Here is a 25,428-nt window from a genome sequence, read left to right as displayed (position 1 = left end):
ACGTTAAATGTTGAAGTGGGATAATTTCATGTACAATAAGATATCATACCACAACCATTGAAATGCTAACAAGAAAAAAGTTTTTTAAAGTGGGCCTTCCTTTATATACACAAACTAAATTTCAGTTGAATGACAGCCATATGTTATTCACTATGCCAATCAAATTTTTAATTGCACCCGACTTCAATTGGATGTCTCACCATGAAAAGACTTAAAGAGATAACTGAAAGTAATCAAAATAAAGATACAGGGAATGGAGATAAAGCAAACTAAAGGGGATGGCAAACTCATGATTGGAGAAGAACCTATCCGCCATTTGCTTTCCACAATGAAAAAGCGGAAAAATCGACATGATTTGATGTCGAAATTGCCCGGGAAATAGCGAAGCGTCTCGGAGTTAAACCTGTTTTTAAAGAAACACACTGAGAAACCATATTCACAGAACTTACCCGTTGTTAGTTAATGACTGCGACCCATAGGATAAAAAATCCTATGGGTCGCAGTTGACATATTTTAATAAACACCCCGGATGTTCTCATGAACCTCTTGATCATAAAATGCCCTTAATTGCTTGAGTTCATCCTGACTAAAGGACGGTACATCCGCTGCCTGCAAACTATCTTCAACTTGCTTAACATTTCTAAACCCAGGGATTACACACGATATTCCTTGCTGATCAAGAATCCAGCGCAAAGCAGCTCTTGTCATATTCCCTCTATTTTCAGTTATCCAATTAAGTTGTTCACTTAACTCAACACCCTTATTAAATTCAAGTCCTGCAAATGTTTCGCCGACATTGAAAGCCTCACCCTCGCGATTAAAATGTCGATGATCATCCGCTTCAAAGGCGGTTTGTTTTTTAAACTTGCCTGTTAATAACCCGCTCGCAAGTGGTACACGGGCCAAAATACCAACGCCTTGTTCTTTGGCTTTTGGCAACAATTGTTCCAGTGGTTTCTGGCGAAAAATGTTAAATATAACCTGTAATGTGCTGACATTCGGATTTTCAAGGCAAAACTGGCCTTCTTCCACCGTTTCGACACTGACACCATAGTGGCGAATTTTGCCTTCCTGCTTTAGCTGATCAAGAACCGTAAACACTTGCCCGTCCTTTAAAATATCAAAAGAAGGACAGTGAATTTGATAAAGATCAATGCGTTCACGATTCAACCGTTTCAAGCTGTTTTCACAGTAAGTTTTAACAGCCTCATAGGAATAGTTCGCTGGGTCATGAATATCCCCAGCACGACAAAATTTAGTTCCAATATGTATTTTGTCTTCTTGACCTTGAGTGGCTTTGGCCAACAATGCTTCACTATGCCCATCACCATAAACATCAGCTGTATCAAAAAAATTCACGCCGGCATCAATAGCCCGCTGTAGGCCCTTCAGTGCCTCTTCATCATTGGTTTTCCCCCAAGCTCCACCAATGGCCCAAGTCCCAAAGCTGACTTCACTAACTTCTAAACCGGTATTCCCTAATTGACGATAGTGCATCATTTTTTCCACCTTTCATATAACTTATTTTTAATTCAATGCTTTAGGTCTCCGTACGCGAAAACCGCATTGTTGCAAGAATGACAAAAACAACGCTAAGTAATGCGACACCAAGAATTTCTTGTGGTAAGGTCATAATATGGTCAAAGAGCGATAAATTGAGGCCCATGGCTTCTCTTAAGGCCGCAGTCATTTGGTCAGGTTGTAAAATAATCTTTTTGAACATATCCACAGCGTAAGTAAGCGGATTGATTTTAACTAAGATGTTCATCCAAATAGGCATTCCGTTAAGTGGAAACAGCGCACCAGATAGGAACAGCATCGGGAAGACTAACACTTGAATCACCATCTGAAACCCCTGCGATGTCTTGAGAGCACTTGCTATGAGCAATCCAATAGAGGATAACGCAAACGCAACTAAGAACATGACCGGAATCAATTTCAATACCATAAGAACCGAAATCGACACACCGATAAAGGGAACAAAAATGAGCATAAGCAAACCTTGAAACACCGCAACCGTACTACCGCCAAGAATTTTACCAATCGCTATCGCTACCCGGGACATAGGCGATACCAGAATCTCGCGCATATAGCCAAATTCCTTGTCTTGAACAACTGATAAAGCTGAAAAAATCGCTGTATTAAAAACCGTCATTCCGATAATGCCAGGAAACATGAACTCCACAAAGTCAAAATCACTTAGCGGTCCGGATGACATTCCACCGCCTAGCATCGATGCCATCGCACCACTCATACCACTTCCAAACAAAATGAGAAACATGAAGGGCATGGCAAAGGAGCCAATCAACCGGGCACGATCCCTAAAAAATTTAATGACATCACGTTGCCAAATCGCTAGCATACCTTCCATACTATCCGCGCCCCCTTCGCATGTTTTGTTTGGCTATATCACGCTGCGACAGGGTCTCTTCTCTAATTTCCCGGCCTGTCAGATGCAAAAAAACATCGTTTAAAGTGGGACGCCGTAAATTTACACTTGTTATGGGTATTTCGAACTTTTTAACAAAATTAACCAAAAACTCATTGCCTTTATTCACATTAAAGGTTAACGTGTCTTCACTTGACTCAGTTACTTCCGCCTGATAAGTGTCTTCAATCATCTTTTTCGCGGCTGAATTATCTTCAGTTGAAATCTCCAAAATATCGCCACCAACATTGGTTTTCAACTGCTCTGGTGTATCAAGCGCAATTAATTCCCCATGATCCATGACAGCCACACGATCGCAAATTTCCGCTTCATCCATGTAGTGTGTCGTTAGGAATATCGTAATCCCGGCTTTTTCCTTTAATTTTAAAATATATTCCCAAATATGGTTACGCGTCTGTGGATCCAGTCCAACTGTCGGTTCATCTAAAAAGAGTACTCTGGGATAGTGAAGCAACCCTCTAGCAATTTCAAGCCGCCGCTTCATACCTCCGGAAAACGTCTGTACGATGTTTGACCGTTTATCTGTTAAATCCACGATTTCCAACACTTCCTGAATACGCGCCTCCCGCTTATCTTTTTCAACACCATAGAACTTGCAATGAAGCTTCAAATTTTCGTTAGCTGTTAACTTCTCATCAAGCGTTGACTCCTGAAATATCAACCCAATGCTGGCACGGACATCATTCTTCTGCTTCACATTATCGTACCCGTTGACACGAGCGATTCCTTCCGATGGTCTGATAATCGTCGATAGCATATTAATCGTTGTACTCTTACCAGCTCCATTTGGACCTAGAAATCCAAAAATCTCGCCCGTTTTAACTTGCAAATCAACGCCCTTAACCGCCTCGACGTCTTTATACCGTTTCTTTAAATCCTCAACTTCGATGATATTAGTCATTGATGACGCCTCCCCATCATTTCACCGACCCAGCGGACTAAGTGCTTTCATAATTTGAATAAGACCCTTTTAATGATACTATTTCGAGATATTTAAAGATAATCCTTTTTTACAAATTAAGGCCCAAGCGATCCTATAGGTTCGCTTGGGCCTTAAAAATTATTGATTCATCCGAGATAGAAAACCTCCAAGGAGATCTTCTGTACTTTCTTCTTCCTTTTCTTCTGTTTCCTCTTCCGAAGATGCGACTTGCTTTTGAGCCTCATTCCAATCAAAATTTGCTAAATCGTCTTCGATATCACCTAAAGGTTGATCAACCTGAGGTTCCTCAGACTCTATTTCTACCTTTTCATCTTGATGTTTTACCTGCTGTTCTAATGGCGCTGACTCTGGCTGCTCCTGAAGATACAATGCTTCGTCTATGTCTAGGGCATCACTGTTTAACGATGCCAACAATGATGCCGAGCGCACAGGATCAGCAATTAACTGATACATGATCGTTCCTAGAAGCGCTTCAGAATGTTCATGCTTGACCCAATTACGCTGAGATTGACTTAACATTTTCGGAAGCGGTATCGTCAATGCTTCCTTGTCTTTTGTCAACGACTGATTAACCCCTTCTAACACGTACTCCGCCATTTTACTAGAAAAGTTACGTCGCTCCGTCTCTTTTAGACGTTGCAACTGCTTCAATAGATGGTCAGGGGTATCTGAAGGAATGCGGAACGTAATGGCCTGGCCCCTTTTAATCTCGGTATTCGCCATAAAACATCACCTTATTTATTGGATGCTGCTTTTTGTTTCTCGGCTGGTTTTTCTTGTTTATCTTTGCTCTGTTGTTGGATGAATTCACTAATCAACTTGTAGTAAGCATTAGCCATCATCCAAATGCTCTCTTTCTCATCTTCAAAGAAATCGATATTAAATCCATCTAAACTATTATTTAAGGTCTTAATATAATCTTTTAATACACTAGATCCGCCGCCGACAAAATAACAGATTTCCGTTTGCGAGTTTCTTTGCCACGTATTGCGCAAATGACGATATTGTTTCTTCGCTAATTCAAGAAGCACCCGATCCGTAATGTCGTGAACGCTGGTCCGGCTACCTTTGACCATAATGTGGTTACGGTCATTTTTCTTCGTAATGATATCAACCACATCACGTCGGCTGTCCAATTCAACCCCATGCTTCTTATTAATTTCATCTCTAATCGTTTCCAAGGCTTCAGATACACCTAAGTTATACCCTTGCGCCTTGTCATCATCGACATTGCGATTCCGAATCACAGCAATATCCGTGGATAAACCACCGATATCCTGAATCAAGATTTGCTTATCAATTAAATCTTTATTAATAATATTCAAGTTGTTATCCATCACAAGATTAATAAAAGCAGCAAAGCCTTCAGGGTAAATTTTAACTTCATCCAGTTTGATATTAACTTTAAGACCTTGATATTTTGGCGTGACCAAAAACTCCACTTGGTGAACGGAACCAAGCAATTGCGAGCGATAGCCGACATCCTTGCCTTCTTTCACTTCACGAAGCGGCAACCCAGTACCCAATGTGTAATTAGCTTCAACAACTTGATTAGACCGATTAAAGACTTGTTTATTTTCCGGTTTGACGGCATCTAAAGCCATAGAAGCTAGCAACATCACTAAAGTCTGATCTTCTTCTGATTTACTGCTACCAGGATCTAACTCAGTAGCGTTGTCTGCCTTAGTTGCTAGATTACCAACCCGATAAATGGTGTTATTTTCTTGTAGGGCAGGGGAGTGAACCCTAATATGGATACCATCTAATGGGTCCTTCTTGTCCAAGTCTTCAATGCCAATGACGGGACGATCCTCTGTATCGATGGCTGTGACATTTGGTATGTATAATTCTGAATCTAACTTTCCGAATAAAGCTTTCACCGAATCGTTTCCGACATCAATGGCCGCTACTCTCGATTGACTCACATTTACCAATCCTTTCTCACTTAATAGAGTTATAGTTTATTTATACAACTTCGTAAGCAAAAACGCAAACTTGTACGCTAGTTTGTATACAACATAAACAATTATGTATACATCGCTAATAAACAAAATGCATACGTCATTGTATTCTTGTAAACGGAAACGAAAACACAAAGAATACATAATGTTTTCATGTATTCACTATTGTATACCTATCTTTTTATAGACTATTTATATACATAAAATACTTAATAAGTAAAAGCAACGTTCATTGAGATATGAACGTTGCCTAAACGTTTCCTCTTCATCTTCCTATTCCTCGTCTTTTTTACTAACGTATTCATTTGGTGTTTCTTCGCCATCGGCAGCATTGTTTTTAAATTGACTCAGACGGCCATTCTTATGCTCACCGCTGTTCTTGTTCTTTTTAAACTGATTATTCCATTCTTTTTCCTTATTGACCATACAGATAGTCCCCTCCTGTTTATTTATAAAATCAAACATGATCAAGAATATTATCTGATTCAGAAACAAACTTTATACAGACTAAGGAATTAAAGGAATGGAAAGGTTATCAACGACTAAACACGTTTCAGTAAACGTACAAACAATTTCAGCAAAGGGCTCACACCTATTTTGATTTACAGTAATGGATTTTCTTCATCAATCCTTATCCTCCGCAATGAAAGGACTAACGAATTGGCAAGAAAAAACACTCTAAATAAGCATGGATTTCATCATCGTCAATCATTTAGATCATCAGATTCAACAGTAAAATATTTGATCATCGAAAGCTGAAGATATAAGGTTATTGCAGGAATGCCATCTGCAACGAGAAATTTTCATTGTTCAATCGTCCCATTTAGACGAAAGGCGAAAACCAAGCAGTACCCTAGATTGATGGAGCCCAACGTAAAAAGTCATTCACAGTCACCATAGGGACTACCGGCCTACTAAGACTATAAGCGATTGCTCTAATCCTTGTAGGAATCCCCCTCTTCAACATAAGTGTTTTTTTCGTAAGCGGTGGGTCGTTCAACAACTTCCTTTGTCAACTCACATTTACTTTTTTACATTTTGATCCAATACCCCCCCCACCACTAAAAAACCAATCAGAATCAAAGATAGAGTTATTTTACTTTTGCTTCATTTGGAATAGCCTCCATATGGCATTTCCATGTGTGACCTAGATTTATAAAGGAATTTAGCTCATTTTAAAAGTACATTAGTGCGAGTTGGACACGGAGGTAGGATTTACAACAATGAAAAAGTTCGGAATGGACCTAATGAAACCCAATGGCCATCACCACCTTTATCTGTCATGGCACAAGCCCAAATCATCCTATAGTTCCAACATACAAGAACCTCTACCTTATCATCTTGCGTTGCGTTTCTCACTACTTTTAAATAGTCAAAGGCCACATTCATAATACAATCATTTTTCGCCTCTATCTATATACCATCTTTGTCTGTTTAACAGGTTATAACCTTTTGACACCTTTTCACTCGCTGATTTCAGTCTTAATCATTGTTATCACCATTTGTCCTTCTATAAATGAGGGATTCTTTCCATATATTCATTTCCTTTATTCCTTAATATGTCTTTGTTTACAAAATAGAAAACATGCATGCATATTAGTATACAACGCAACTAAAATGTATACATACTATTGAATCAATATGCGTACGTATTTGTAATCTTGTACACAAAAATGAGTACATAAAGAATACACAACGTATTCATGTACTCGAAATTGTATACAAAGCATCTAACCCTCTGCATATATTCAAATATAACAAAAACTAGAAAAAGCAACACCCTGACAATGACGGACGTTGCTCCCCTACCCTACATCCATTACTGTTTGGCTTTACCCGTCTGGACGGAATGGCTCATCACTCACCAACTGATTCCACACGATTAGACTTGCTATTTGTGATCTGAATTACGTAATGTGTAAGTCAGATTTTCACCCCTATTAATAATCACTAAACAATCATTTAATCATTTGGTTACAGTATTATTATATTAACGACCAGGCAGGGGTATAGGTAATGTGCATACCCTTTTCATCATTTAAAACCCCTGTTAAATCACCTGCTAAACTATGGAAGGAGAATAATTACCGTGTCAGTTAGTTAAAGAGACAACTTATTTATTTTCGCTCAACGGAAACGAAATTTTTAGATTACATGTTAGAATACAAATATTTGAGGATTATTAAAGCTAAGGGGGATACCAATTTGTTAAGGAAAATTAATATCGGTATTGCGATAATCATACTTATCATGGTTACTTATGATTTAATCAGTCAAAATTTTGAAATGAATGATAAAGTATTTGATACTATTATGTTCCTTTTGGGCTTATCGTTTGGTACAGAAAAACTTAAAAATAATGAAAAGTTTCTAGGAGGGCTTTGGTTATTTGTTGCTTTTGTTATTCTTTTAGGAACAATTATAGAATTTATATAAACCTAAAACAATGACCCTTTAATTAAAGGGGCGGCCTTTACTATAAATGCCGATTTTCCTACCGACATCAATCAAAGTGATGTTATCCTCTGGAAGATAAAAGCAGGTTCTACACTTATCCACTATTATCCGTCCTTGTTATTTGTGGTCAATTAAATATAAAAATACGGCAATAACAAGTTCTAAGCGTCGTCAAAATACGTAGACGCCTGCGGGAACAGCACGAACGCCTTAGAATATGCCTCTTTGGACTGCGACGAAGCATATTGCTTCTCTGAATAGGCTTGAAGATGCAGGAGCACGAACGCCTTAGAATATCCTTCTTTGGACTGCGACGAAGCATATTGCTTCTCTGAATAGACTTGAAGATGCAGGAGCACGAGCCGAAGATCCACTTGGTAAAGGTTTTTTTACCAAGTTAGCTGAGGCCGTGCCCGCGGCAAGCGAAGGATTTTGGCGAAGCAATGACAGGAATAGCTATTTTCATATGTGACGAATATACTTTTGTTCCAGACCCTTTTTATTTAACTCATGATAAGTTTACATCTATCAGAAAATTTGTTAACATTTTAATTATTTAGTAGGCAAAAGGGGGAGTTCGTATGACTCAACAGGCTAATCAAGTCATCCAGCAACAATCATTACTTCATCGGCAAAAGCCACCCTATCGAGCGGATCAGGTCGGTAGTTTGTTAAGATCAGAACGCATTAAAACAGCGCGTTCGCAGAAGACTGCCGGTGACATCTCTGCTGAACAATTACGGCTGATTGAAAATGAAGAGATTACCCGCATCGTCGAGAAACAAAAAGAAATTGGATTACAGGCGGTCACAGACGGAGAATTCCGCCGAAGCTGGTGGCATTTTGATTTTCTTGAAGGTCTCGATGGCGTTGAGAGTTATGAAGCCGATACAGGCATCCAATTTCAACAACAACAAACTAAGGCCCGGGCGATTAAAGTGACCGGCAAACTGGACTTCACGGATCACCCAATGCTGGAAGATTACAAGTTTCTGCATAGCATCGCTGGCGATCATACCGCCAAAATGACGATTCCGAGCCCGAGTATGCTTCATTTTCGCGGGGAAATTGACGAACATGCTTACCGTGATCAAGAAGCGTTTTTTCATGATTTAGCCCTTACGTATAAAAAAGCAATTCAAGCTTTTTATGATGCGGGCTGTCGCTATCTTCAGCTTGATGACACATCGTGGGCTTATTTTTGCTCAGAAGAACAAAAAGAGCAAATGCGCGCCCGGGGATTAGATCCTAATGAACTAACCACTTTGTATGCAAAAATGATTAATGAAGCCATCGCGGATCGTCCTAATGATCTCACGATTACCATGCACATATGCCGGGGTAATTTCCGCTCAACATGGATTGCATCTGGCGGTTATGAACCCGTGGCAGAAACACTCTTTGCCGGCCTTAATATCGATGGATTTTTCCTAGAATATGATAGCGATCGGGCAGGTGGATTTGAGCCTCTTCGTTTTGTGCAACGACCCGATCTGCAGGTTGTCCTTGGCTTAATTACATCCAAATTTGGTGAATTGGAAAATCCCGAAGATATCAAGCGTCGCATTGATGAGGCATCGCGTTTTGTCGATGTGAACCAATTATGCCTCAGTCCACAATGTGGATTTGCATCAACAGAAGAAGGTAATTTGCTCACAGAAGACCAACAATGGGCAAAATTGCGACACGGCATTGATATCGCTCAAGATGTTTGGAAGTAATTCCTGCAAAAAAACAGGTGAAACCGCTGACGGTTTCACCTGTTTTTTATATAACTAAAATGAGTGGTCCATGGTCAAAACAACCCCGGATTGATCTTTTCAGGTAGGTACATAACAATACCCGGGATAAAGGCGACTGCAAGTAGTACAACCACAATAATTGAAATATACGGAATCACAGCACCAAACGATCGCTCAATCGTTAGGTTACCAATTTTAGCGGCCAGTAGTAGACACAACCCATAAGGTGGGGTCACTAAACCAACCGCCAGCGTCATAACCGTGACAATTCCAAGAATGACTGGACTGATGTCAAACGCTAAAGCGACGGGCAAAATAATTGGAATGAACAAAATCATGGCTGGAATCGCATCCATAAATGTTCCAATGAACAAGAAGAAAGCAATAATAATGAGTAAGAACACCCATTTACTATCAATGTTATTCGTAAAGAATTGCTGTACCCAATCAGAAAGTTGATAATAACTCATCAGTTCCCCGAGGGCACTAGCAGCCGCTAAAGCGAACAGAGATAGTGAACTTAAAGTCAATGTATCCCGTAAAATCCCCGGAATATCTTTCAACTTCAGTGTCTTGTAGAAGAACATGCCCACAAATACAGTATATAAAGAAGCAAATGCTGCGGCCTCAGTTGCCGTGAAGATTCCTGTAACAATACCACCAATCAGAATAACAGGAGTCATTAATGCCGGAATCGTCTGAACAAAATGCTTCAAGAATTTCTTCAACGATGCGCGCTGATATGTCGGATAGCCTCTCTTCATAGCAAACGTATAGACAACGGCCATCATGCCCAAACCTATTACAATCCCGGGAATGATTCCAACTAAAAATAGAGCCCCCACAGAAACATTCGTCAGCCCGGCATAGATAATCATCGGAATACTCGGTGGAATAATGACGCCAATCGTGGATGAAGCAGCCGTGATTCCAACGGCATTCTTTGTATCATACCCTTGTTTTTTCATGTTCGGAATCAAGATTTTCCCGACACCCGCCGTATCAGCTTGAGCCGCACCCGATACGCCGGCAAAAAGCATGGATACAAGGATGTTAGCATGAGCCAGTCCCCCGCGGATATGTCCGACTACAGAGAGTGCAAAGTCGATCAATTTTTGCGAAATCTGGCCGCTGTTCATGAGATTCGCCGCCAGAATAAATAACGGCACGGCCAACAGAACAAAGGAATCGAGACCGTTGAACATTTTAACCGGAACCGTCACTTGAGGGATATACTCAACATTCATGATTCCGAGAAAAGCAACAATGCCAATAACAAAAGCAATCGGGATCCCGATAAGCATCAGCAAGACAAATAAACCAACAAGTATAGTCCCAATCATTGGACGGACTCCTCTCTATTAAAATGTTTGATGGTTCTTATTAAATGGGCAATCGTGTAAATAACCATCGTTCCTCCCATAATCGGTACGGAAATCCACACATAACCCATCTTCATTTGTGGCAAGGATACCCAATTATAATTCCAGAAACTTTGAACCGCATCAATACCATAATAGAAAATTGCGAAACTAAATAGTAAAAGAATAAGATCATTAATCATATATAAAACATTTCTTGCCTTACCTTTTAACTTATTTAACAACATATCGAACTTGAAGTGTTCTCTCCTATTAAGCATGACTGCCGCTCCCATAAATACTGACCATATAAAAGAGTATTTGGCCACTTCAGTGGTCCAAACGGCAGAGATGCCTAATAACCTCGTCATGACCTGAATAACAATATCAATGAAAAAAATCGATAAAAATAAGGTTCCAACCGTTATTTGAATTCTCTCAAGAAGTTTGATAAACATGTCTCTCACTCACTCCCTTTGAAGAAGATAATAGGGAAGGATACGCTAAAGTACCCATCCTCAACATTATCTTAGCTCCAAATGATGTTATTTCATGTCTCTAATTTTTTTAAGCACATCTTCCAAGCCAACCTTCTTGGCGATTTTATCTTGAATCGGTTTTGCTACATCGATGAATGGCTGGCGGTTAATTTGATTGACTTCGGCGCCATCCTCAATTGCCTTCTTCTTATACTTTTCTTCTTGATTATGAAGCGCTTTTCTTTCTGCTTTAACAGAAGCTTCAGCCGCCTCCATGATCGTCTTTTTCTGTTTGTCGGTATAAGAATCAAATTTCTTGCCGTTGATTAACAAGAAACGCGTCGTATAATCATGGGCCGTTTCTGTAATATATTGACCATTTTCTGTTTTGTGATGGTTTTGTTGTACAAAGTACGGATAGGAATTCTCAGCGGCATCAACGACACCTTGTTGAAGTCCTTGATAGAGTTCACCCCATGCTACGGACGTTGGGACAGCACCCGTTTTCTTCCAATATTCGGATACCGGACCCGACGTTTGCGTTCTAAATTTCATACCTTTAATATCATCAATCGAATGTAACGGTTTCTTACCATAATAGTGACGAACACCTGCTGACCAATAACCTAGCAATTTAAAGGTATTATTGGACTTTTTATTAATGATATCCGCCATGCGGTCTCCAACTTCCCCATCAACAACTTTTTCCCAATGATCATAGCTGTCGAACATATAAGGAAGTGCAAACATTTGTATTTCATCAATACCTGTTTTCGCCATAAAACCTGGTGAAACAAGGACGACATCAGCAGAACCCAGCTTCAGTTTCTGTACCAGTTCTGATTCACTTGTACCAAGTGTCCCAGCATGAACCTCCACTTCAATATTGCCATTCGATTGTTTCTCAGCGACATCTTTAAACTTTAACATGCCTTTTTGATACGGGTTTTTCGGTGAAGTCTGGTTATGAGCCGCAACAATTTTAATCTTACCGCCGTCCCCAGATTTAGAGCCAGCTTCCTTACCATTCCCACACCCTGTCAAGGCGAAGACCGAAGTCATAACCATAACTAACAATACAGATACGATTTTTTTCATGATCATTCATCCTTCCTATTATTGAAATCCTGGACCTGCCTATATATAAAAGTCTTCATTAATTATTCCAAGTTAGAATGACGCTGGGTCATCTCTTCATATTTAGATCCCGTATCCGCCCCTTTTTGAATGGTATATATAAGAATGGCGTCAAGCAGCAAATGAACGGATTGATCAAATTGATTACCAAGCGGTTGAATGGTTTTCGGCTCTTCCGGCCGACGCTTTTTGGTCGCTGCTGGAACAACGAGAATCCCATCACTGATTGCAGCAATTTTCGAATCAGAGTTTGTTGTAACAAGAAAAACATCAGCGCCAACCTCTTTTGCTTGCGTTGCAAACTGTAAAAGAGAGGCCGTTGATCCGGATCCTGAAATGGCAATCAACAAATCATTGTTTTCAATATTCGGTGTGATCGTCTCTCCCACTACATAGACTTCAAATCCTCCATGCATTAGCCGCATAGCGAGGGCTTTACCCATAAGTCCAGAGCGGCCTTCACCTGACACAAAAATGCGTTTGCTCTTATTCATTTTTTTAGATAATAATAAAGCCTGCGTCTCATCCACACTGGATAGTACGTGAGTGATCTCTTGAGCAACTGTGTTAATCATGTTTTTCATAGTCACATATCACCTCTTTCATTTGTCGAGCGACTTCACTGCGATTGTCTTGCTTCGTAATCGCACTTCCTGCTATAACAATTTCTGGTCGCTGTTTAATGATATCTGGCAGCGTTTGCAAATCAATGCCTCCTGCAACCGCGACTTCAACATCAGAAATATCTTGAATGAGTGAGAACAAATCCGCCTGAAACGCCCCTGTTGTTTGCATATCTTTTCCAAAATGTAAACTAACGAGATTGACGCCCATATCTTTTAATTCAAATAATCTCGTTCGATCAGTCACACCCAGCAAGTCAATCATGACTCGCTTCTCATATTGGCGGGCAACCGTCACCGTATCCTTAATGGTTTGATCTGCGGAAAAGGCCATAACCGTGGTCACATCCGCTCCCGCTTCAAATGCCTGGACGGCTTCATGCTTTCCTGCATCGCATGTTTTCATGTCAGCAACGATTGTTTTATTAGGATAAGCTTGTCTGAGTTCCCTAACAATTTCCATTCCGTACGCTTTAATAACACCCGTGCCGGCCTCAATCCAGTCCACATTCGATGCTGTTTCAGTCAAAACTTGAAAGCATTGCTCCCTCGTTAATCGATCAAGGGCCAACTGTAGAGTCATTATGCCACCTCCAATTACCTTTCTATGAAATCTTTTTCTCCTAAATGGACGAGCACTTCATCGAGATAAGGAAGCCCTTCATTGTCGCCTTCCACACTAACCACCATTGACCCAATCGTATTGGCGAAGCGTAACGTCTTCTCGAGTGGCCAATCATGCATGATGCCGTGAACAAACCCTGCATCAAATCCATCACCGGCACCAACCGTATCAACCACCTTCTTAGGCGGAACAGCTGATAACTTGAGGAACTCCCCTTTATGATATCCAATGGAGCCCTGATCCCCTTGTTTGATAGCGACAGTAGCTATGCCTTGGGATGTGCATTGATCAATGATTTGCTTAGGGTCCGTCACCCCAAACAAAAGCTCAGCTTCCTCAACACCGGTTAACATGATGTCGACATATGGTAAAAACGCGTTCAAAGCATCCCTGGCTTCATCTTCATCCCATAATTTCAGGCGTATATTGGGGTCAAGAGAGATGAGTAATCCATTGTTCTTGGCCACTGTCATCGCATGCTTAATCAACCCAATATTCTTCGTTTGATCAAGAGCTGTGAAAACCCCTGTAACATGCAGAAGCTTAGCGTTTTTTATAAAAGACTCATCCAATGTCTCCATGGTCAGTGTCTCTGTCGGCGAATGATCACGATAATAGAAAGTTCGCCCACTGCCGCCTTCCATCACTTCTTTAAAATTCAAAGATGTGGGATGATTATCCACGAATTGAACTGCCGAGACATCAACACCTTCACCTCGTACAAAGTTGTGAATGTATCTTCCGAATTCATCGTTTCCCAAACGACTGATCCATCCCGTCTGCGACCCCAATCGTGCACAGCCAAGAGCGAAGTTCAACTCAGCTCCCCCCACTTTCCTCTTAAAAGAAGATGCATTCCGCATCGGGCCTTTGGAAGATGGATCAAATGTGATCATCGCATCTCCAATCGTCACTATATCATTCATGTCATCGACCTCCTGTGCAGTCTATTGCTGTTGTTAAACCGAATCCCGAATCATCAATTCTGGCTCGAAACGGTAATTGCAGTGACTATCTTCCATTTGCTTATTCTGAATTTTATCAAGCAGAAGATCTGCGGCTTTCTTTCCCATTTCAAAGGTCGGCTGTGCAATTGTCGTAATCGCAGGTGTATAAAAACTTGCAAACGACACTTCATCAATGCCAATAACAGCCAAGTCAGATGGAATGTTCAAAGAATGGCACTTCGCATATTTCAGAATCTCAATTAAAGTCAAATCGTTTCCAGCTAGAACAGCGTCTGGCGGTTGGTCCAATTCAAGCATTTCTTTTAATCCATCCTGAATGTCATCAATCTCCAGACTTCTCATATAATCATTTTTTATAGGGATACCGCTTTCAGTTATGGCCGTCTTATAGCCTTCAATCCGTTCAATTCTTGAAGCAATATTCCAACTAATAGAGGTCGTCATAATCCCAATATTTTGATAACCTCGATCAATAAAATGTTGAACAGCTAATTCAGAAACCTTCATGTTGTTCACCATAACTGAAGAAATCGGAAGATCTGGAACTGAACGGTCAACGAAAACGATAGGATAATGCTCTTTAAGCATTTTTTCATAAAGGTCAACATTTCCGCCTGTCGGAAAAATAATCATGCCATCCACTTGCTTAGCTCGAAGCATTTCAATATATTCTCTTTCTTTGCTTGGCTCATCATCTGCATTACAAAGAATGAGATGAAAGTCACTTTCATGGCAGACGTCTTCAATCGCCCGGCTAACTTCTGTTGAAAATGTGTGTAAAATATTAGCAACAATAACGCCGATGGATTTCGTAGATTTCTGCTTCAAGCTTCTTGCAACAAAATTAGGTTGATAACCTAATTCCTCAATGGTCCGTTCAATGCGTAATTTCGTGTCCTCTCCCATATAATCAAATCGATGATTCAAGTACTGGGACACGGTGCTTTTAGATACTTTTGCATGCTGTGCTACGTCTGAAATTGTCATTGTTTTCATATAAAATTCTCCAAATCGTGATTGTCTCAATAACTAAATCGGTTTTGTAAACCGGTTTATGAATTTATTATAAATCGTGTGTAAGCGTTTTACAACCACTTTTATATCATTTTTGTAAAGATGATAGAACAGAAAATCTTCTTTGAAGTGTTTGTTAGTATAAGAGGTTATGTTAGTATTAAAGGAATTCTTGGGAAGAGGTGTGACATTAACACCGTTTCTGAAAGATAAAAATGAACAGAGGAGCTCGTTAATGAAATTAAGTCAATTATTTCTGTTAAGTATCGCCTTTATTCTTTTCCTAGCAGGATGTAACGCGAATAATGAACAAAAAGAAGATTCAAAGCAAAATGAAACAAACAAAAAAACCATTACAATCGGTTTGGATCCTTACAATTATGCGACTATGCCGGCCTATCTTTCTAAAGTTATACTCGAACAAAAAGGATATAACGTTAAAATCCAAAATGGCCAAGTCGGCATACTGTACACAGCTTTATCCCAAGGTGAAATTGACGCCTTTATTGACATTTGGACCCCGAACTTGCAGCAAAATTATTTAAAAAAATATAAAGGGGATTTCGACATTATCGGCACACTGTATTCCGATACCCCGCTTGGCATAGCTGTACCGAAATATATGACAAATATCAATTCAATTAATGATTTGAAAAAGCATAAAAAGCAATTTGAGGGAAAAATTTATGCAATTGATAAGGGGTCAGGTATGGCGCTAACGACAAAGAAAATGGTCAAAAAATACAATATGGATTTTGATATTACTAATACCAGTACACCGGCCATGGTTGCTCAGGCAAAGAAGACAATTAATAACAAAGAAGCCATTGCCTTTAACGCCTGGCGTCCGCACGTGATGTTTAAGCAATTGGATATAAAAATGCTGAAAGATCCTAAGAATGTATGGAAGTCTGATGACGTTAAAATTGGGGTTGTCCCTAACTTAAAAGAAAATGCTCCAAAAGCATACACACTGTTTTCCAATATGAAACTTAAAATACCTAGCATTGAAGATTGGCTTATGGCCATGTCAGAAGGCAAAAAACCTAAGCAATTAGCTGAGAAATGGGTTGAAGAGCACCCAGATAAAGTTGATCAATGGCTTACTCAATCAAAGTAACACACGACATAAAAATCTTGAAAACAAATATAGATATTGAAAGCAAACCGATCATCCGAATCTGTAAAGCGATGATCGGTTTTTCTTTTTATCACTACCCATACTCCTCTATTTTTCATAAGTGTTGCTTATCACATTTCATACAAAATGCATCATTTGAGTTATGTGCGGAATGCCGTATACTCTAATATAAGATAAACGGTATTTAAAGGGAGGATTTGATATGTCCTATTCATTTTCCGGCATTGATCACGTGCAGTTGGCAGCTCCGAGGGGTAGTGAAGATGAGTCGCGAAGGTTTTACGGTGACATTCTTGGAATGAAAGAAATTCCAAAGCCCGTCAATTTGGCTAAGCGTGGCGGTGTATGGTTCAAATGTGGTGCACAGCAATTACATATCGGGATTCAGGATGATTTCATTCCTGCGAAAAAAGCCCATCCCGCTTTTGATGTTGATCATTTGCAAGCATTGCGAAAAAGGATGGTTGAGCATGGGGTCAAGGTGAAAGAAGACGAATCCCTCGAAGGTGCGGAACGTTTTTATGTGAACGATCCGTTTGGTAATCGTTTGGAATTTCTTCATTGGTATCATTAATTAAGTGTCACTCCCAGTGAAGTCCATCCTCACTGGGAGCTAACGATACTTCTTATTAAAGAACCGATTTAAATGTATGACGGATAACATCACCGCGGCTAATCACACCCACTAAAACGCCATCCCGTTCAACCGGCAGTTTTTTTATTTGTTTGTTCCCTAAAATCGCGGCAACATTTTCAATATCTTCATTCCATGCGACTTTGACCACTTTGTTTTTAGCAATCCTTAACACGTTTAAATCAAGAATGGATTGAACCCTTTCCTCAAATCCCTCAACGTCACCTTGGAACGCGTTCATAGCATAAATGGAGCTGACGACAATATCCTTGTGCTTACCGATATATCGCATAATATCCCCATCACTTATATATGCGACAATTTCATTTTGGTCATTAATAATGGGCAGACCGCTAATGCGATACTCAATAAAATATTCGAGCACAGTGCGTACAGTATCCGTTTCCTTAACCTTATAAACTTTACTGATCATAATTTCGTGGGCTTGCATACTTTGGCCTCCTAGCCGCTTTTCTTACTCCTATTTTACTCCATTTTATTGCTCTCATCCAACATGATGTCACCCCTGACTCTGAATACAGGTATACCCAGTTTATGAGGCCCAAAATTTTTTGTGCATATATTGTCTCAAGATCGGACATCATAATGTTTGAAGGGGAAAAGAAAGTGATTTTGGACATCGGATCTTTCAAGGAGATGGTTCTGTTGGAAAAGGAAACTTTGACATCAAACAAAACCTTTATTAAAGAAGGTGTCTCTGAAAGATAACTTACCGAACGACCCAAAAAGCTTAACTTCCTTCTTCAGAGAAGGACTCTATCCTCAGCGATGGGGTCCTTTTTTTTTATTTCTTAACTACTTCCCTTCTTTACCCTACCACTATTTATGATACGGTTCACCTCGATTAATCTTGAAAGCCCGATACACCTGCTCCAGTAACACAAGTCGCATGAGCTGGTGGGGAAAGGTCAATGACGAAAATGATAAGTGTAAATCAGCGCGGGCTAATACGTCATCACTCAAACCGTTGGATCCGCCAATAATAAAAGCAATCTTACTGTTACCATAAGTGGCAAGTTGATCAAGTTTGTTCGCGAAGGCTTCAGATGTCAGTTGTTTACCATCGACAGCCAAAGCGATGACATATGTACCTGTTGATATCTTAGATAAAATCTTCTCGCCTTCCTTACGTTTAACAACCTCAATATCCGCTTGGCTTATATTCGCAGGAGCTGGCTCATCGTTAACTTCGACGATATGGACTTTAGCAAACGGGTTCAAGCGCTTGGTATATTCCGCGATCCCTTGCTTTAAATATTTTTCTTTTAACTGCCCTACAGCGATGATGTTAATATTCACAAGTTATCCCTCTCCTATAAACAAGTTATCCCCAGAAATTATCCACATATCCACATCAGTTATCTACATAGTGTATGGAACGCCCGTTTGATACTATATATATCGCTGAATTTCGACAGAATTCACATCCTGTGGATTGTTTGAGTTCCTCTGTCAACTCTTCTAATTGAGGCGGTTCCCCACTGCCTTCTTCAATAACTATATCAATAGCCATATCTACATGCTCAAGACAACTGTAATGCATGTTCATGCCTCCAAATGATTCCAAACTTTATTATATCCTTTCAACATATCTGCAACCCATCCATTTAAATATAAAAAAGGTACAGGAAAATGGACCTGATCCTGTACCTTCATCTATATTTATGAAAAGACTTTTCCACCAAGATCTACTTTTATGTTTTTCTCTTCACCCATCCGGTAAAGCTTCACATTGACCGTTTGGCCAATCTCTAATTTGTTAAACAAGTAGGTGGTAAAGTCGCGGTATGTTGAAATCTTATGGCCATCCACTGAAACAACAACATCTCCAGGTTGAATGCCAGCTTTGGCTGCTGGACCGCCATTTTCAACTTCCTTAACAATAAGACCATTTTCAACGTTATCAGGAACTTGCAGCTCCTCAGCAGAACTTGCTGGTACTTGACCAAGTTCAACAATACTGATACCTAAGTGTGGTCGCTTGATTTTGCCTTTATTTTTAAGTTCTTTAATGACTGGCTCAACGACTTCAGATGGAATGGCGAATCCAATGCCTTCAACAGCCTCTTGAGCGATTTTTAATGAATTGATACCGACCACTTGGCCTTGCAAATTAACAAGTGCCCCACCGCTGTTTCCAGGATTAATCGCTGCATCTGTTTGAATAACTTCCGTTGTCCAAGTCACCTGAGATTTATTTCCTGTCTGAGCATTTCGCGGTATCGTTCTCCCGACTGAAGATACAATGCCTTGTGTCACCGAGCCTGAAAAACCTAATGGATTACCAATCGCCACAACAGGTTCACCCCGTTTTAAATCATCGGAGTTTCCAAAGTCCGCAACCTTTTTGACTGAATCAGAAGGAATTCGTAAGACCGCTAAATCATAAAGAGAATCGCGTCCAAGAATTTTAGCTTTAACCTTTTTATTATTATCAAAGCGAACCTCAACTTTATTAGCACCTTCGATAACATGGTTATTTGTAACAACATAAGCATATTGATCGTTTTTCTGATAAACAATGCCTGATCCTATGCCTGACTCACTATACTTTTCTGTAAAAAAGTTGGCTTGCTTTAGGTTGATGACCCCAACAACGGCTGGTGAAACTTTTTCCACAGCCTTTGTGACGCCTGATGTCACATTGACATTGACGTTTTTGGTTGACGTTGGTCCTGTTGATTCGACTTGATCCCCGCCTGAAGTATTATTAGAATAGCTTGGCATCAATCCTTTCTCCGCTAGGAATGGCATAAAGAAGACCATGGCAATCACACCAACAATAGCACCTATTAGTCCTGATAAAAACCAACCTCTACGGCCCCCAGGCCGATTTTGCCTGCTTTCACTTTTATAGTGATCATCATAGTAACCCATAACTCCATCACCTTGCCTTTATCACTGATTTTCAATGAATATTATATCTCTAATAAGCGAATATCTTACGAATATGTGAGGATTTTGATATTCCTAATTAATGAGAAAACATAGAAATACAACTAAAAGTAATATTACCTCTAATATCAGTCATTAAAACATGAATTATACAGCAGCTACTGGTGTTGGATTTTTAGGATCTGTATCATGAAGGTCCAAATCTCGTCCGACACACAATCCAATTTCTTCTAACTTTTGTTGAACAGACAGCCTGGCAAGGTCTTTCATGTTATTATCTTGGCTCAAATGGGCAAGGTAAATGTGTTTCGTCGTATTGCCGAGAAATCCTGTGAGCGCAGCACCCGCATCTTCATTAGAAATATGTCCAGAATCGCCTAAAATACGGCGTTTCACGTTCCATGGATAGCGCCCCATCATCAGCATTTGAATATCATGATTCGCTTCTAATATAAAAGCGTCGGACTCTCGTACATATCCATGAATACGATCGGAAACATATCCTAAATCTGTAAGTAAAGCGAGTTTTTTTCTATTATGATGAAAAACAAAAAACATGGGTTCAGCGGCATCATGAGAAACGCCAAATGATTCAACATCGATGTCCGCAAATGTTTGCGATGTATCTGTTTCAAACGTGAATTTTTGATCAAGGGCAATGTCACCAATATGCCCATCCATTGCTTGCCACGTTTTTGCATTAGCGTAGATAGGTGTCTGAAATTTACGAGCAAAAACACCCAGGCCCTTGATATGGTCACTGTGTTCATGGGTGACGAGAATCGCATCGATTTCACGGGGATCTTTACCGACTTTATCCAATAATTGCTGCATCTTCTTTCCGCTTAAACCACAATCAATTAGTAAGCGCTGCTGCTCCGTTTCGATATAAACAGCGTTACCTGTACTACCACTGGCTAGAACACTAAATCGCATAGAATCATATCACTCCGTCCCTAATGTCTGAATACTGCCGCCGACCGCCACGACAAAATAATCTTCTGTTCCGCGATCTGACTCAACAACCACATGCCAAGAAGGGGCAAAGGCTAAAGTCTGTTCCTCATCCGTAGTCGGACCTTGACTCGTCCCTGTTGGGTTACTAATACTATAGTAAGAGAGCTCAACTTTTGTAATCACGGGGTTCTGTGTTACCGGCAACTTGTTTTCATCCCATAAAATTTGAATAGCCTTCTTGGGATCAACCACTGATGGCGTACTTTCACTCACACTCTCAAGATCTAAGTATGTCTGCGTATAGCCTTTAACATAGCCTTCCTTATCCACTTTAACATTTAAAGCGACCACTTCTTGTTGGGGCACAACTTGTTTTTTAGTGGTTGTATCCTGTTTATAACTCGCAATAACAGGCTGATGCTGATAAGTCTGTACAAAAGTGAATTCATTTTGCTCCTCTTGGTAACTCCAAAAGCGATATTCAGACCCCTTGTAAACATAATCCTCCAGGAAGCTCCGCCATCCGGTTTGGCTTTCAGACGCTTCAACCTTTTTATGAAAAGTTGCTCTTAATTTTGATCCATCACTGGTGAATGATAACACTGGATCATCTTCAGTTCCCTTTAATGACTGTAACTCCTTAATCAGCGTGTTATCATCTTTCTTAAATGCAATACGGTCTCCCTTAACTGTTTTTACCTTTTCTATTTTACTAGGTAATTGAGTATCAATCTTAACGGTCGATTCGAAGTTAGGTACACTCACATCCGAAATACTCTCAAGTTGATTGGCTTTTTGTTGCTTATATAATTGATAGCCTAAAAATAAATCTAATAGGAGGAAGCAAATGATAAAGATAGACTTTGTCCGACTCCAATTCATTCTTTTGCTCCCCCCATTAAGTGTTCTTTTGTTTGATTGCTGTCATTAAAAATATTCTTATAAGCCAACCATTTGTCATCTTTTTTAAAGAACCATCCTGGTCTTAGCGCAGCTGTTTTCTCTTTAGTGATCAATTGATATCCAAGCCGAATATCTTGAAGCGTATTTAAACCGTACTCGTCATTAAGCTTTTGGATAACATCTTCACTCGATGGGATGGATACACTATAGTTAGCATAGTCATTACTCGTATTGAGATTAAGTATGGTCCGTTTCATTTCTTTGACGGTACCGTTATTCATCGTTAAATTAATCGACGCTGGATAGGACTGATAGGCTTCATTCATACTAAATATAGGGTAGTTATCAACATTCATTTGATAACGAACGGTCACCCTATTTTCGTATTTTTCAATACCACTATAGTGAAAATTATCTGTCCAGCCTTTACGACTATTAATATCATTGAAACTCGTTATGAGGTAGTCGCTATCCTCCGAAGTCGAATTCGTTGTTGCATTGACAAAAAACAACGTCTGGTTTTCGGTATATAACAATCGAACCCAGTCTCGCCACTTTCCATTTGTTTGCGTTACCGCATTAGTATTCGGAAATAAATTTCGGATATAATCATTAATTTTGATTTGCTTATAAAGATATTCATAAGCCCTTAACTTCATATCATCAAACTCTGGTACATAGACTGATTGATCCCCTTGAAGTTCCACCTCGGAATAAGGTTTAACCTCACCAGCATCTTTACTCAATAATGCATAATTATCCTGCAAGTTAATTTCGTTCGTTGTGGCATAAAAGGGGCGAACGTTGTTATTTTCCATAAATGCATAAACGACCTTATTTATGGATGCATCGAAATAAATTTTTATACGATCAACCAAGACATTGCCTGAAACAAGCGATTGATCATTCATTTTAAATTTAAACAAAGATTGCAGTGTATTCATGGTTATAGGTGCAGGATAAACGAGCATAATGCCCTTCTTATTATTGATTTGGCCTGAAGGTTGTTTCGGAATCAAACTTAATTTAGGCGTCAAGATCTTTGAATAAAGTTTACTGACAAGCTTTCCCTCTGTCCCATAGACCGATTGACTATCTTTAAAAGACAGTGCTTGATAAGGGTGAAAAACTTGAGACAGTTCCCGTGCTTCCGCAATAGTCGTTTGTTGAGGCTTCGTTGGCTCAATGGTTCTCACATTGCCTTTATAGGACCATAAATTCCACGTTAGCACCGTGCTTAAGATAACTAAAAACGATAGTAAAATCGTCTTACTCGTTTCACGTTTCATTCTCAAGACCCCCTTTTAATAACGGGAGGGTGAATCGAATTGTGGTCCCTTGACCCCATTGACTTTCTGCCCATATGTCGCCATCATGGGCTGCAATTATTTCCTTGGCAATAGCCAAGCCGAGCCCCGTACCGCCAAGTTTTCGCGAACGTGCTTTATCGACACGATAAAAGCGATCAAAAACTTTATCCACATTCTCTTCGGGAATACCGACACCTTCATCACTGATTGATAGGGTCACTTCATGAGAATCCTTTTCCATATCAATAGTGATCGTTCCACCATCAGGGGAGTATTTCATAGCATTAGAAACAATATTATCGATAACTTGGGTGATTTTATCCTTGTCAATGTCAACATAAACGGGTTCATCCCATAAGTTTCGCTCAAAATCAATATGTTGCGTTTTCGACATTTCGAACCGATCAACAATGTGATCTATTAAAACCACTATATCAATTTGAACTTTATGAAATTCAGTATTACTTGCATCCATTTTTGATAATTGGAGTAGATCCTTGACGAGACGTGTCATCCGGTCAACTTCATTCTGAGTGACCCCGAGAAATTTGCCTGCTAATTCTTTATTCTCAATTGCCCCTTCATCAAGGGCTTCCAAATAGCTTTTCATCGTTGTTAAAGGGGTCCTTAGTTCATGAGAAACGTTGGCAACGAATTCACGTCGTTCCATTTCAAGTTGTTGCTGTTCAGTCACATCATGCAAGACTGCAATTAAGCCTGTAATAGCACCATACTCGTTTTTTAGAACTGAAAAGTTGGCCCGGATTAATTGATTTTCATACTTAGTACTAAAATCCAAAATGATAAAATCATCATAATCATACAGGTCATCGACTTCAAATTGATCCTCAATATCTAATACATCAATAATTGAATGATTCTTAGCCTGTTGATGCTTAAGCCTTAATAATTCCTCTGAACGATTATTCATTAAATCTATGGTCCCGTCACGCGTTGTTGCAATGACACCATCTGTCATATAAGTCAGAACAGAACGAAGTCTCCGCCGTTCCGCTTCTGTCTTTGCATTAGCCTCATGTAACTTGTCCGTCATCGCATTAAAAGCAATAGCTAGTTGGCCAATTTCGTCATCATCATTAAATTGGACTTTTCGTGTGAAATCGCCTCTGGATACCGCCAATGTTTGCTGCCGCAAATTACCGAGCGGCCTTGTGATGGTCCGGGCTAATACGACACCCAATACAGCGGTGATTACTAGTGCAATACCTGTCGCTGTTGCCAAAATGCCATTTGTTCGACTTAATTCAGAGTACATGCTTTCCATGGACTTCTCTATATATAGCAACCCATATGTTTCGCCTTCACTCTTTATAGGTTTGGTTAATATGAGTAACCGCTCACCACTATCAGCATCCCGCCTAGAATGAACACTACCTTCCATTGTCAGCCGATCTTTATTAATAATCTGATTAGACGTTGATTTACCGACCATTTCTTTGTTCGAAATGTCAGAGGTTGCTAGTATTTTCCCTTTTTCAGATACGACTTGGATTTCGCCAGAACGAGAACGAATACTCGTATCATCCAATGCATCTTGGACCGCCCGCATTTTTTGTTGCATTGTTGTCTTATCAGATTGTTCCGTTTCCTTAATCGCCTCAGCAACGATATAAACCAGTTGAGTTGCCTGTTGTTTTAAAGATTCTTCAAAGCTAGATCGTGATTGCTCTTTCATCGTACTAGCAAAATAAACGCCAATTAATTGCATGGCAAGTAGAATCAGCAGCGTGTAGATCAAAACAAATTTAAACTGGATGGATTTAAAAAAACCCACTTTTTTCATAAAA

The 25,428-nt window shown here is 39.8% G+C and carries 26 protein-coding genes and 1 pseudogene; 5 read left to right on the top strand and 22 right to left on the bottom strand.

Going from position 1 to position 25,428, the window contains the following annotated elements:
- Positions 1–303 precede the first annotated feature (303 nt).
- Positions 304–420 (top strand): annotated as a pseudogene (locus tag B9Y89_RS06780) (transporter substrate-binding domain-containing protein); the annotation flags it as partial.
- A 93-nt stretch (positions 421–513) separates the two neighbouring features.
- Here the strand turns inward: B9Y89_RS06780 and B9Y89_RS06775 are convergent.
- The 6 genes from B9Y89_RS06775 to B9Y89_RS18995 all read right to left on the bottom strand — a co-directional run bounded on the left by B9Y89_RS06775 (position 514) and on the right by B9Y89_RS18995 (position 5,779).
- On the bottom strand, positions 514–1,497 hold the full coding sequence (locus B9Y89_RS06775; protein ID WP_085522480.1) for an aldo/keto reductase: 984 nt from the start codon (positions 1,495–1,497) through the stop codon (positions 514–516).
- 43 nt (positions 1,498–1,540) lie between these two features.
- Positions 1,541–2,371, bottom strand: coding sequence for an ABC transporter permease (locus B9Y89_RS06770; protein WP_085522479.1), 831 nt, complete (start codon positions 2,369–2,371; stop codon positions 1,541–1,543).
- Position 2,372: 1 nt separating this feature from the next.
- Positions 2,373–3,350, bottom strand: coding sequence for an ATP-binding cassette domain-containing protein (locus tag B9Y89_RS06765; protein ID WP_085522478.1), 978 nt, complete (start codon positions 3,348–3,350; stop codon positions 2,373–2,375).
- Positions 3,351–3,509: 159 nt separating this feature from the next.
- Positions 3,510–4,115, bottom strand: coding sequence for a hypothetical protein (locus B9Y89_RS06760; RefSeq protein WP_085522477.1), 606 nt, complete (start codon positions 4,113–4,115; stop codon positions 3,510–3,512).
- Positions 4,116–4,126: 11 nt separating this feature from the next.
- A complete protein-coding gene (locus tag B9Y89_RS06755) occupies positions 4,127–5,317 on the bottom strand; it encodes a ParM/StbA family protein (protein ID WP_085522476.1) in 1,191 nt (396 codons plus the stop codon).
- Positions 5,318–5,626: 309 nt separating this feature from the next.
- The gene (locus tag B9Y89_RS18995) at positions 5,627–5,779 is read right to left on the bottom strand and encodes a hypothetical protein (protein ID WP_176222134.1); all 153 of its coding nucleotides are present in this window, start codon (positions 5,777–5,779) and stop codon (positions 5,627–5,629) included.
- A 1,779-nt stretch (positions 5,780–7,558) separates the two neighbouring features.
- Between B9Y89_RS18995 and B9Y89_RS06750 the strand changes: the two genes are divergently transcribed.
- On the top strand, positions 7,559–7,789 hold the full coding sequence (locus B9Y89_RS06750; protein ID WP_085522475.1) for a hypothetical protein: 231 nt from the start codon (positions 7,559–7,561) through the stop codon (positions 7,787–7,789).
- A 182-nt stretch (positions 7,790–7,971) separates the two neighbouring features.
- Here the strand turns inward: B9Y89_RS06750 and B9Y89_RS18750 are convergent, their stop codons facing one another.
- Positions 7,972–8,169, bottom strand: a complete 198-nt coding sequence (locus B9Y89_RS18750; RefSeq protein ID WP_139822743.1) for a hypothetical protein — start codon at positions 8,167–8,169, stop codon at positions 7,972–7,974.
- 222 nt (positions 8,170–8,391) lie between these two features.
- Here B9Y89_RS18750 and B9Y89_RS06745 point away from each other — a divergent pair, with 222 nt between their 5' ends.
- Entirely contained in the window at positions 8,392–9,531 is a 1,140-nt protein-coding gene (locus B9Y89_RS06745) for a 5-methyltetrahydropteroyltriglutamate--homocysteine S-methyltransferase (protein ID WP_085522474.1), read from the top strand.
- A 74-nt stretch (positions 9,532–9,605) separates the two neighbouring features.
- Here B9Y89_RS06745 and B9Y89_RS06740 read toward each other — a convergent pair whose 3' ends face one another.
- The 7 genes from B9Y89_RS06740 to B9Y89_RS06710 all read right to left on the bottom strand — a co-directional run bounded on the left by B9Y89_RS06740 (position 9,606) and on the right by B9Y89_RS06710 (position 15,741).
- Positions 9,606–10,895 (bottom strand): TRAP transporter large permease, encoded by a 1,290-nt coding sequence (locus B9Y89_RS06740; protein ID WP_085522473.1) that lies wholly within the window; start codon positions 10,893–10,895, stop codon positions 9,606–9,608.
- A complete protein-coding gene (locus B9Y89_RS06735) occupies positions 10,892–11,371 on the bottom strand; it encodes a TRAP transporter small permease (protein WP_085522472.1) in 480 nt (159 codons plus the stop codon). Before B9Y89_RS06735 ends, B9Y89_RS06740 begins: the two co-directional genes overlap by 4 nt.
- An 87-nt stretch (positions 11,372–11,458) precedes the next feature.
- Complete coding sequence (locus tag B9Y89_RS06730; RefSeq protein WP_085522471.1) at positions 11,459–12,490, bottom strand: TRAP transporter substrate-binding protein; 1,032 nt, start codon at positions 12,488–12,490, stop codon at positions 11,459–11,461.
- Between the two features lie 62 nt (positions 12,491–12,552).
- A complete protein-coding gene (gene hxlB, locus B9Y89_RS06725) occupies positions 12,553–13,113 on the bottom strand; it encodes a 6-phospho-3-hexuloisomerase (protein ID WP_085522470.1) in 561 nt (186 codons plus the stop codon).
- Entirely contained in the window at positions 13,097–13,735 is a 639-nt protein-coding gene (gene hxlA, locus B9Y89_RS06720) for a 3-hexulose-6-phosphate synthase (protein ID WP_085522469.1), read from the bottom strand. Before hxlA ends, hxlB begins: the two co-directional genes overlap by 17 nt.
- 14 nt (positions 13,736–13,749) lie before the next feature.
- Positions 13,750–14,703, bottom strand: a complete 954-nt coding sequence (locus B9Y89_RS06715) for a sugar kinase (RefSeq protein WP_085522468.1) — start codon at positions 14,701–14,703, stop codon at positions 13,750–13,752.
- A 33-nt stretch (positions 14,704–14,736) separates the two neighbouring features.
- Complete coding sequence (locus B9Y89_RS06710) at positions 14,737–15,741, bottom strand: LacI family DNA-binding transcriptional regulator (protein WP_085522467.1); 1,005 nt, start codon at positions 15,739–15,741, stop codon at positions 14,737–14,739.
- A 253-nt stretch (positions 15,742–15,994) separates the two neighbouring features.
- On the opposite strand from B9Y89_RS06710, the gene B9Y89_RS06705 reads away from it, so the two are divergent.
- Complete coding sequence (locus B9Y89_RS06705) at positions 15,995–16,879, top strand: glycine betaine ABC transporter substrate-binding protein (RefSeq protein ID WP_176222133.1); 885 nt, start codon at positions 15,995–15,997, stop codon at positions 16,877–16,879.
- A gap of 223 nt (positions 16,880–17,102) precedes the next feature.
- Positions 17,103–17,474: a VOC family protein gene (locus B9Y89_RS06700; protein ID WP_085522465.1), complete on the top strand. Its 372-nt coding sequence runs from the start codon at positions 17,103–17,105 to the stop codon at positions 17,472–17,474.
- Between the two features lie 55 nt (positions 17,475–17,529).
- Here the strand turns inward: B9Y89_RS06700 and B9Y89_RS06695 are convergent, their stop codons facing one another.
- The 8 genes from B9Y89_RS06695 to walK form a co-directional block, all read right to left on the bottom strand.
- Complete coding sequence (locus tag B9Y89_RS06695; protein ID WP_085522464.1) at positions 17,530–17,985, bottom strand: CBS domain-containing protein; 456 nt, start codon at positions 17,983–17,985, stop codon at positions 17,530–17,532.
- 389 nt (positions 17,986–18,374) lie between these two features.
- On the bottom strand, positions 18,375–18,854 hold the full coding sequence (gene rlmH, locus B9Y89_RS06690) for a 23S rRNA (pseudouridine(1915)-N(3))-methyltransferase RlmH (protein WP_085522463.1): 480 nt from the start codon (positions 18,852–18,854) through the stop codon (positions 18,375–18,377).
- Positions 18,855–18,909: 55 nt separating this feature from the next.
- Positions 18,910–19,098, bottom strand: coding sequence for a CxxH/CxxC protein (locus B9Y89_RS06685; RefSeq protein WP_085522462.1), 189 nt, complete (start codon positions 19,096–19,098; stop codon positions 18,910–18,912).
- 119 nt (positions 19,099–19,217) lie between these two features.
- Positions 19,218–20,432, bottom strand: coding sequence for a S1C family serine protease (locus B9Y89_RS06680; RefSeq protein WP_085522461.1), 1,215 nt, complete (start codon positions 20,430–20,432; stop codon positions 19,218–19,220).
- A gap of 165 nt (positions 20,433–20,597) precedes the next feature.
- The gene (locus B9Y89_RS06675) at positions 20,598–21,386 is read right to left on the bottom strand and encodes an MBL fold metallo-hydrolase (RefSeq protein WP_085522460.1); all 789 of its coding nucleotides are present in this window, start codon (positions 21,384–21,386) and stop codon (positions 20,598–20,600) included.
- A gap of 9 nt (positions 21,387–21,395) precedes the next feature.
- The gene (locus tag B9Y89_RS06670; protein ID WP_085522459.1) at positions 21,396–22,289 is read right to left on the bottom strand and encodes a two-component system regulatory protein YycI; all 894 of its coding nucleotides are present in this window, start codon (positions 22,287–22,289) and stop codon (positions 21,396–21,398) included.
- Positions 22,286–23,599: a YycH family regulatory protein gene (locus tag B9Y89_RS06665; RefSeq protein ID WP_085522458.1), complete on the bottom strand. Its 1,314-nt coding sequence runs from the start codon at positions 23,597–23,599 to the stop codon at positions 22,286–22,288. The genes B9Y89_RS06670 and B9Y89_RS06665 overlap by 4 nt, the downstream gene beginning before the upstream one ends.
- Positions 23,589–25,424, bottom strand: a complete 1,836-nt coding sequence (walK, locus tag B9Y89_RS06660; RefSeq protein ID WP_085522457.1) for a cell wall metabolism sensor histidine kinase WalK — start codon at positions 25,422–25,424, stop codon at positions 23,589–23,591. The genes B9Y89_RS06665 and walK overlap by 11 nt, the downstream gene beginning before the upstream one ends.
- Positions 25,425–25,428 lie beyond the last annotated feature (4 nt).

The organism is Tuberibacillus sp. Marseille-P3662 (genome assembly GCF_900178005.1).
GTDB lineage: Bacteria > Bacillota > Bacilli > Bacillales > Sporolactobacillaceae > Marseille-P3662.
This window is presented reverse-complemented; position numbering and strand designations above follow the sequence as displayed.

Bases quoted from the DNA above. Each gene is read 5' to 3' on its own strand.
- B9Y89_RS06700 (WP_085522465.1), top strand. From the start codon at position 17,103: ATGTCCTATTCATTTTCCGGCATTGATCACGTGCAGTTGGCAGCTCCG.
- hxlA (WP_085522469.1), bottom strand. From the start codon at position 13,735: ATGACTCTACAGTTGGCCCTTGATCGATTAACGAGGGAGCAATGCTTT.
- B9Y89_RS06770 (WP_085522479.1), bottom strand. From the start codon at position 2,371: ATGGAAGGTATGCTAGCGATTTGGCAACGTGATGTCATTAAATTTTTT.
- B9Y89_RS06760 (WP_085522477.1), bottom strand. From the start codon at position 4,115: ATGGCGAATACCGAGATTAAAAGGGGCCAGGCCATTACGTTCCGCATT.
- B9Y89_RS06685 (WP_085522462.1), bottom strand. From the start codon at position 19,098: ATGCATTACAGTTGTCTTGAGCATGTAGATATGGCTATTGATATAGTT.
- B9Y89_RS06730 (WP_085522471.1), bottom strand. From the start codon at position 12,490: ATGAAAAAAATCGTATCTGTATTGTTAGTTATGGTTATGACTTCGGTC.
- B9Y89_RS06735 (WP_085522472.1), bottom strand. From the start codon at position 11,371: ATGTTTATCAAACTTCTTGAGAGAATTCAAATAACGGTTGGAACCTTA.
- B9Y89_RS06675 (WP_085522460.1), bottom strand. From the start codon at position 21,386: ATGCGATTTAGTGTTCTAGCCAGTGGTAGTACAGGTAACGCTGTTTAT.
- B9Y89_RS06775 (WP_085522480.1), bottom strand. From the start codon at position 1,497: ATGCACTATCGTCAATTAGGGAATACCGGTTTAGAAGTTAGTGAAGTC.
- B9Y89_RS06765 (WP_085522478.1), bottom strand. From the start codon at position 3,350: ATGACTAATATCATCGAAGTTGAGGATTTAAAGAAACGGTATAAAGAC.
- B9Y89_RS06670 (WP_085522459.1), bottom strand. From the start codon at position 22,289: ATGAATTGGAGTCGGACAAAGTCTATCTTTATCATTTGCTTCCTCCTA.
- B9Y89_RS06665 (WP_085522458.1), bottom strand. From the start codon at position 23,599: ATGAAACGTGAAACGAGTAAGACGATTTTACTATCGTTTTTAGTTATC.
- B9Y89_RS06740 (WP_085522473.1), bottom strand. From the start codon at position 10,895: ATGATTGGGACTATACTTGTTGGTTTATTTGTCTTGCTGATGCTTATC.
- B9Y89_RS18995 (WP_176222134.1), bottom strand. From the start codon at position 5,779: ATGGTCAATAAGGAAAAAGAATGGAATAATCAGTTTAAAAAGAACAAG.
- B9Y89_RS06715 (WP_085522468.1), bottom strand. From the start codon at position 14,703: ATGAATGATATAGTGACGATTGGAGATGCGATGATCACATTTGATCCA.
- hxlB (WP_085522470.1), bottom strand. From the start codon at position 13,113: ATGAAAAACATGATTAACACAGTTGCTCAAGAGATCACTCACGTACTA.
- B9Y89_RS06695 (WP_085522464.1), bottom strand. From the start codon at position 17,985: ATGCAAGCCCACGAAATTATGATCAGTAAAGTTTATAAGGTTAAGGAA.
- B9Y89_RS06710 (WP_085522467.1), bottom strand. From the start codon at position 15,741: ATGAAAACAATGACAATTTCAGACGTAGCACAGCATGCAAAAGTATCT.
- walK (WP_085522457.1), bottom strand. From the start codon at position 25,424: ATGAAAAAAGTGGGTTTTTTTAAATCCATCCAGTTTAAATTTGTTTTG.
- B9Y89_RS06705 (WP_176222133.1), top strand. From the start codon at position 15,995: ATGAAATTAAGTCAATTATTTCTGTTAAGTATCGCCTTTATTCTTTTC.
- B9Y89_RS06680 (WP_085522461.1), bottom strand. From the start codon at position 20,432: ATGGGTTACTATGATGATCACTATAAAAGTGAAAGCAGGCAAAATCGG.
- B9Y89_RS06745 (WP_085522474.1), top strand. From the start codon at position 8,392: ATGACTCAACAGGCTAATCAAGTCATCCAGCAACAATCATTACTTCAT.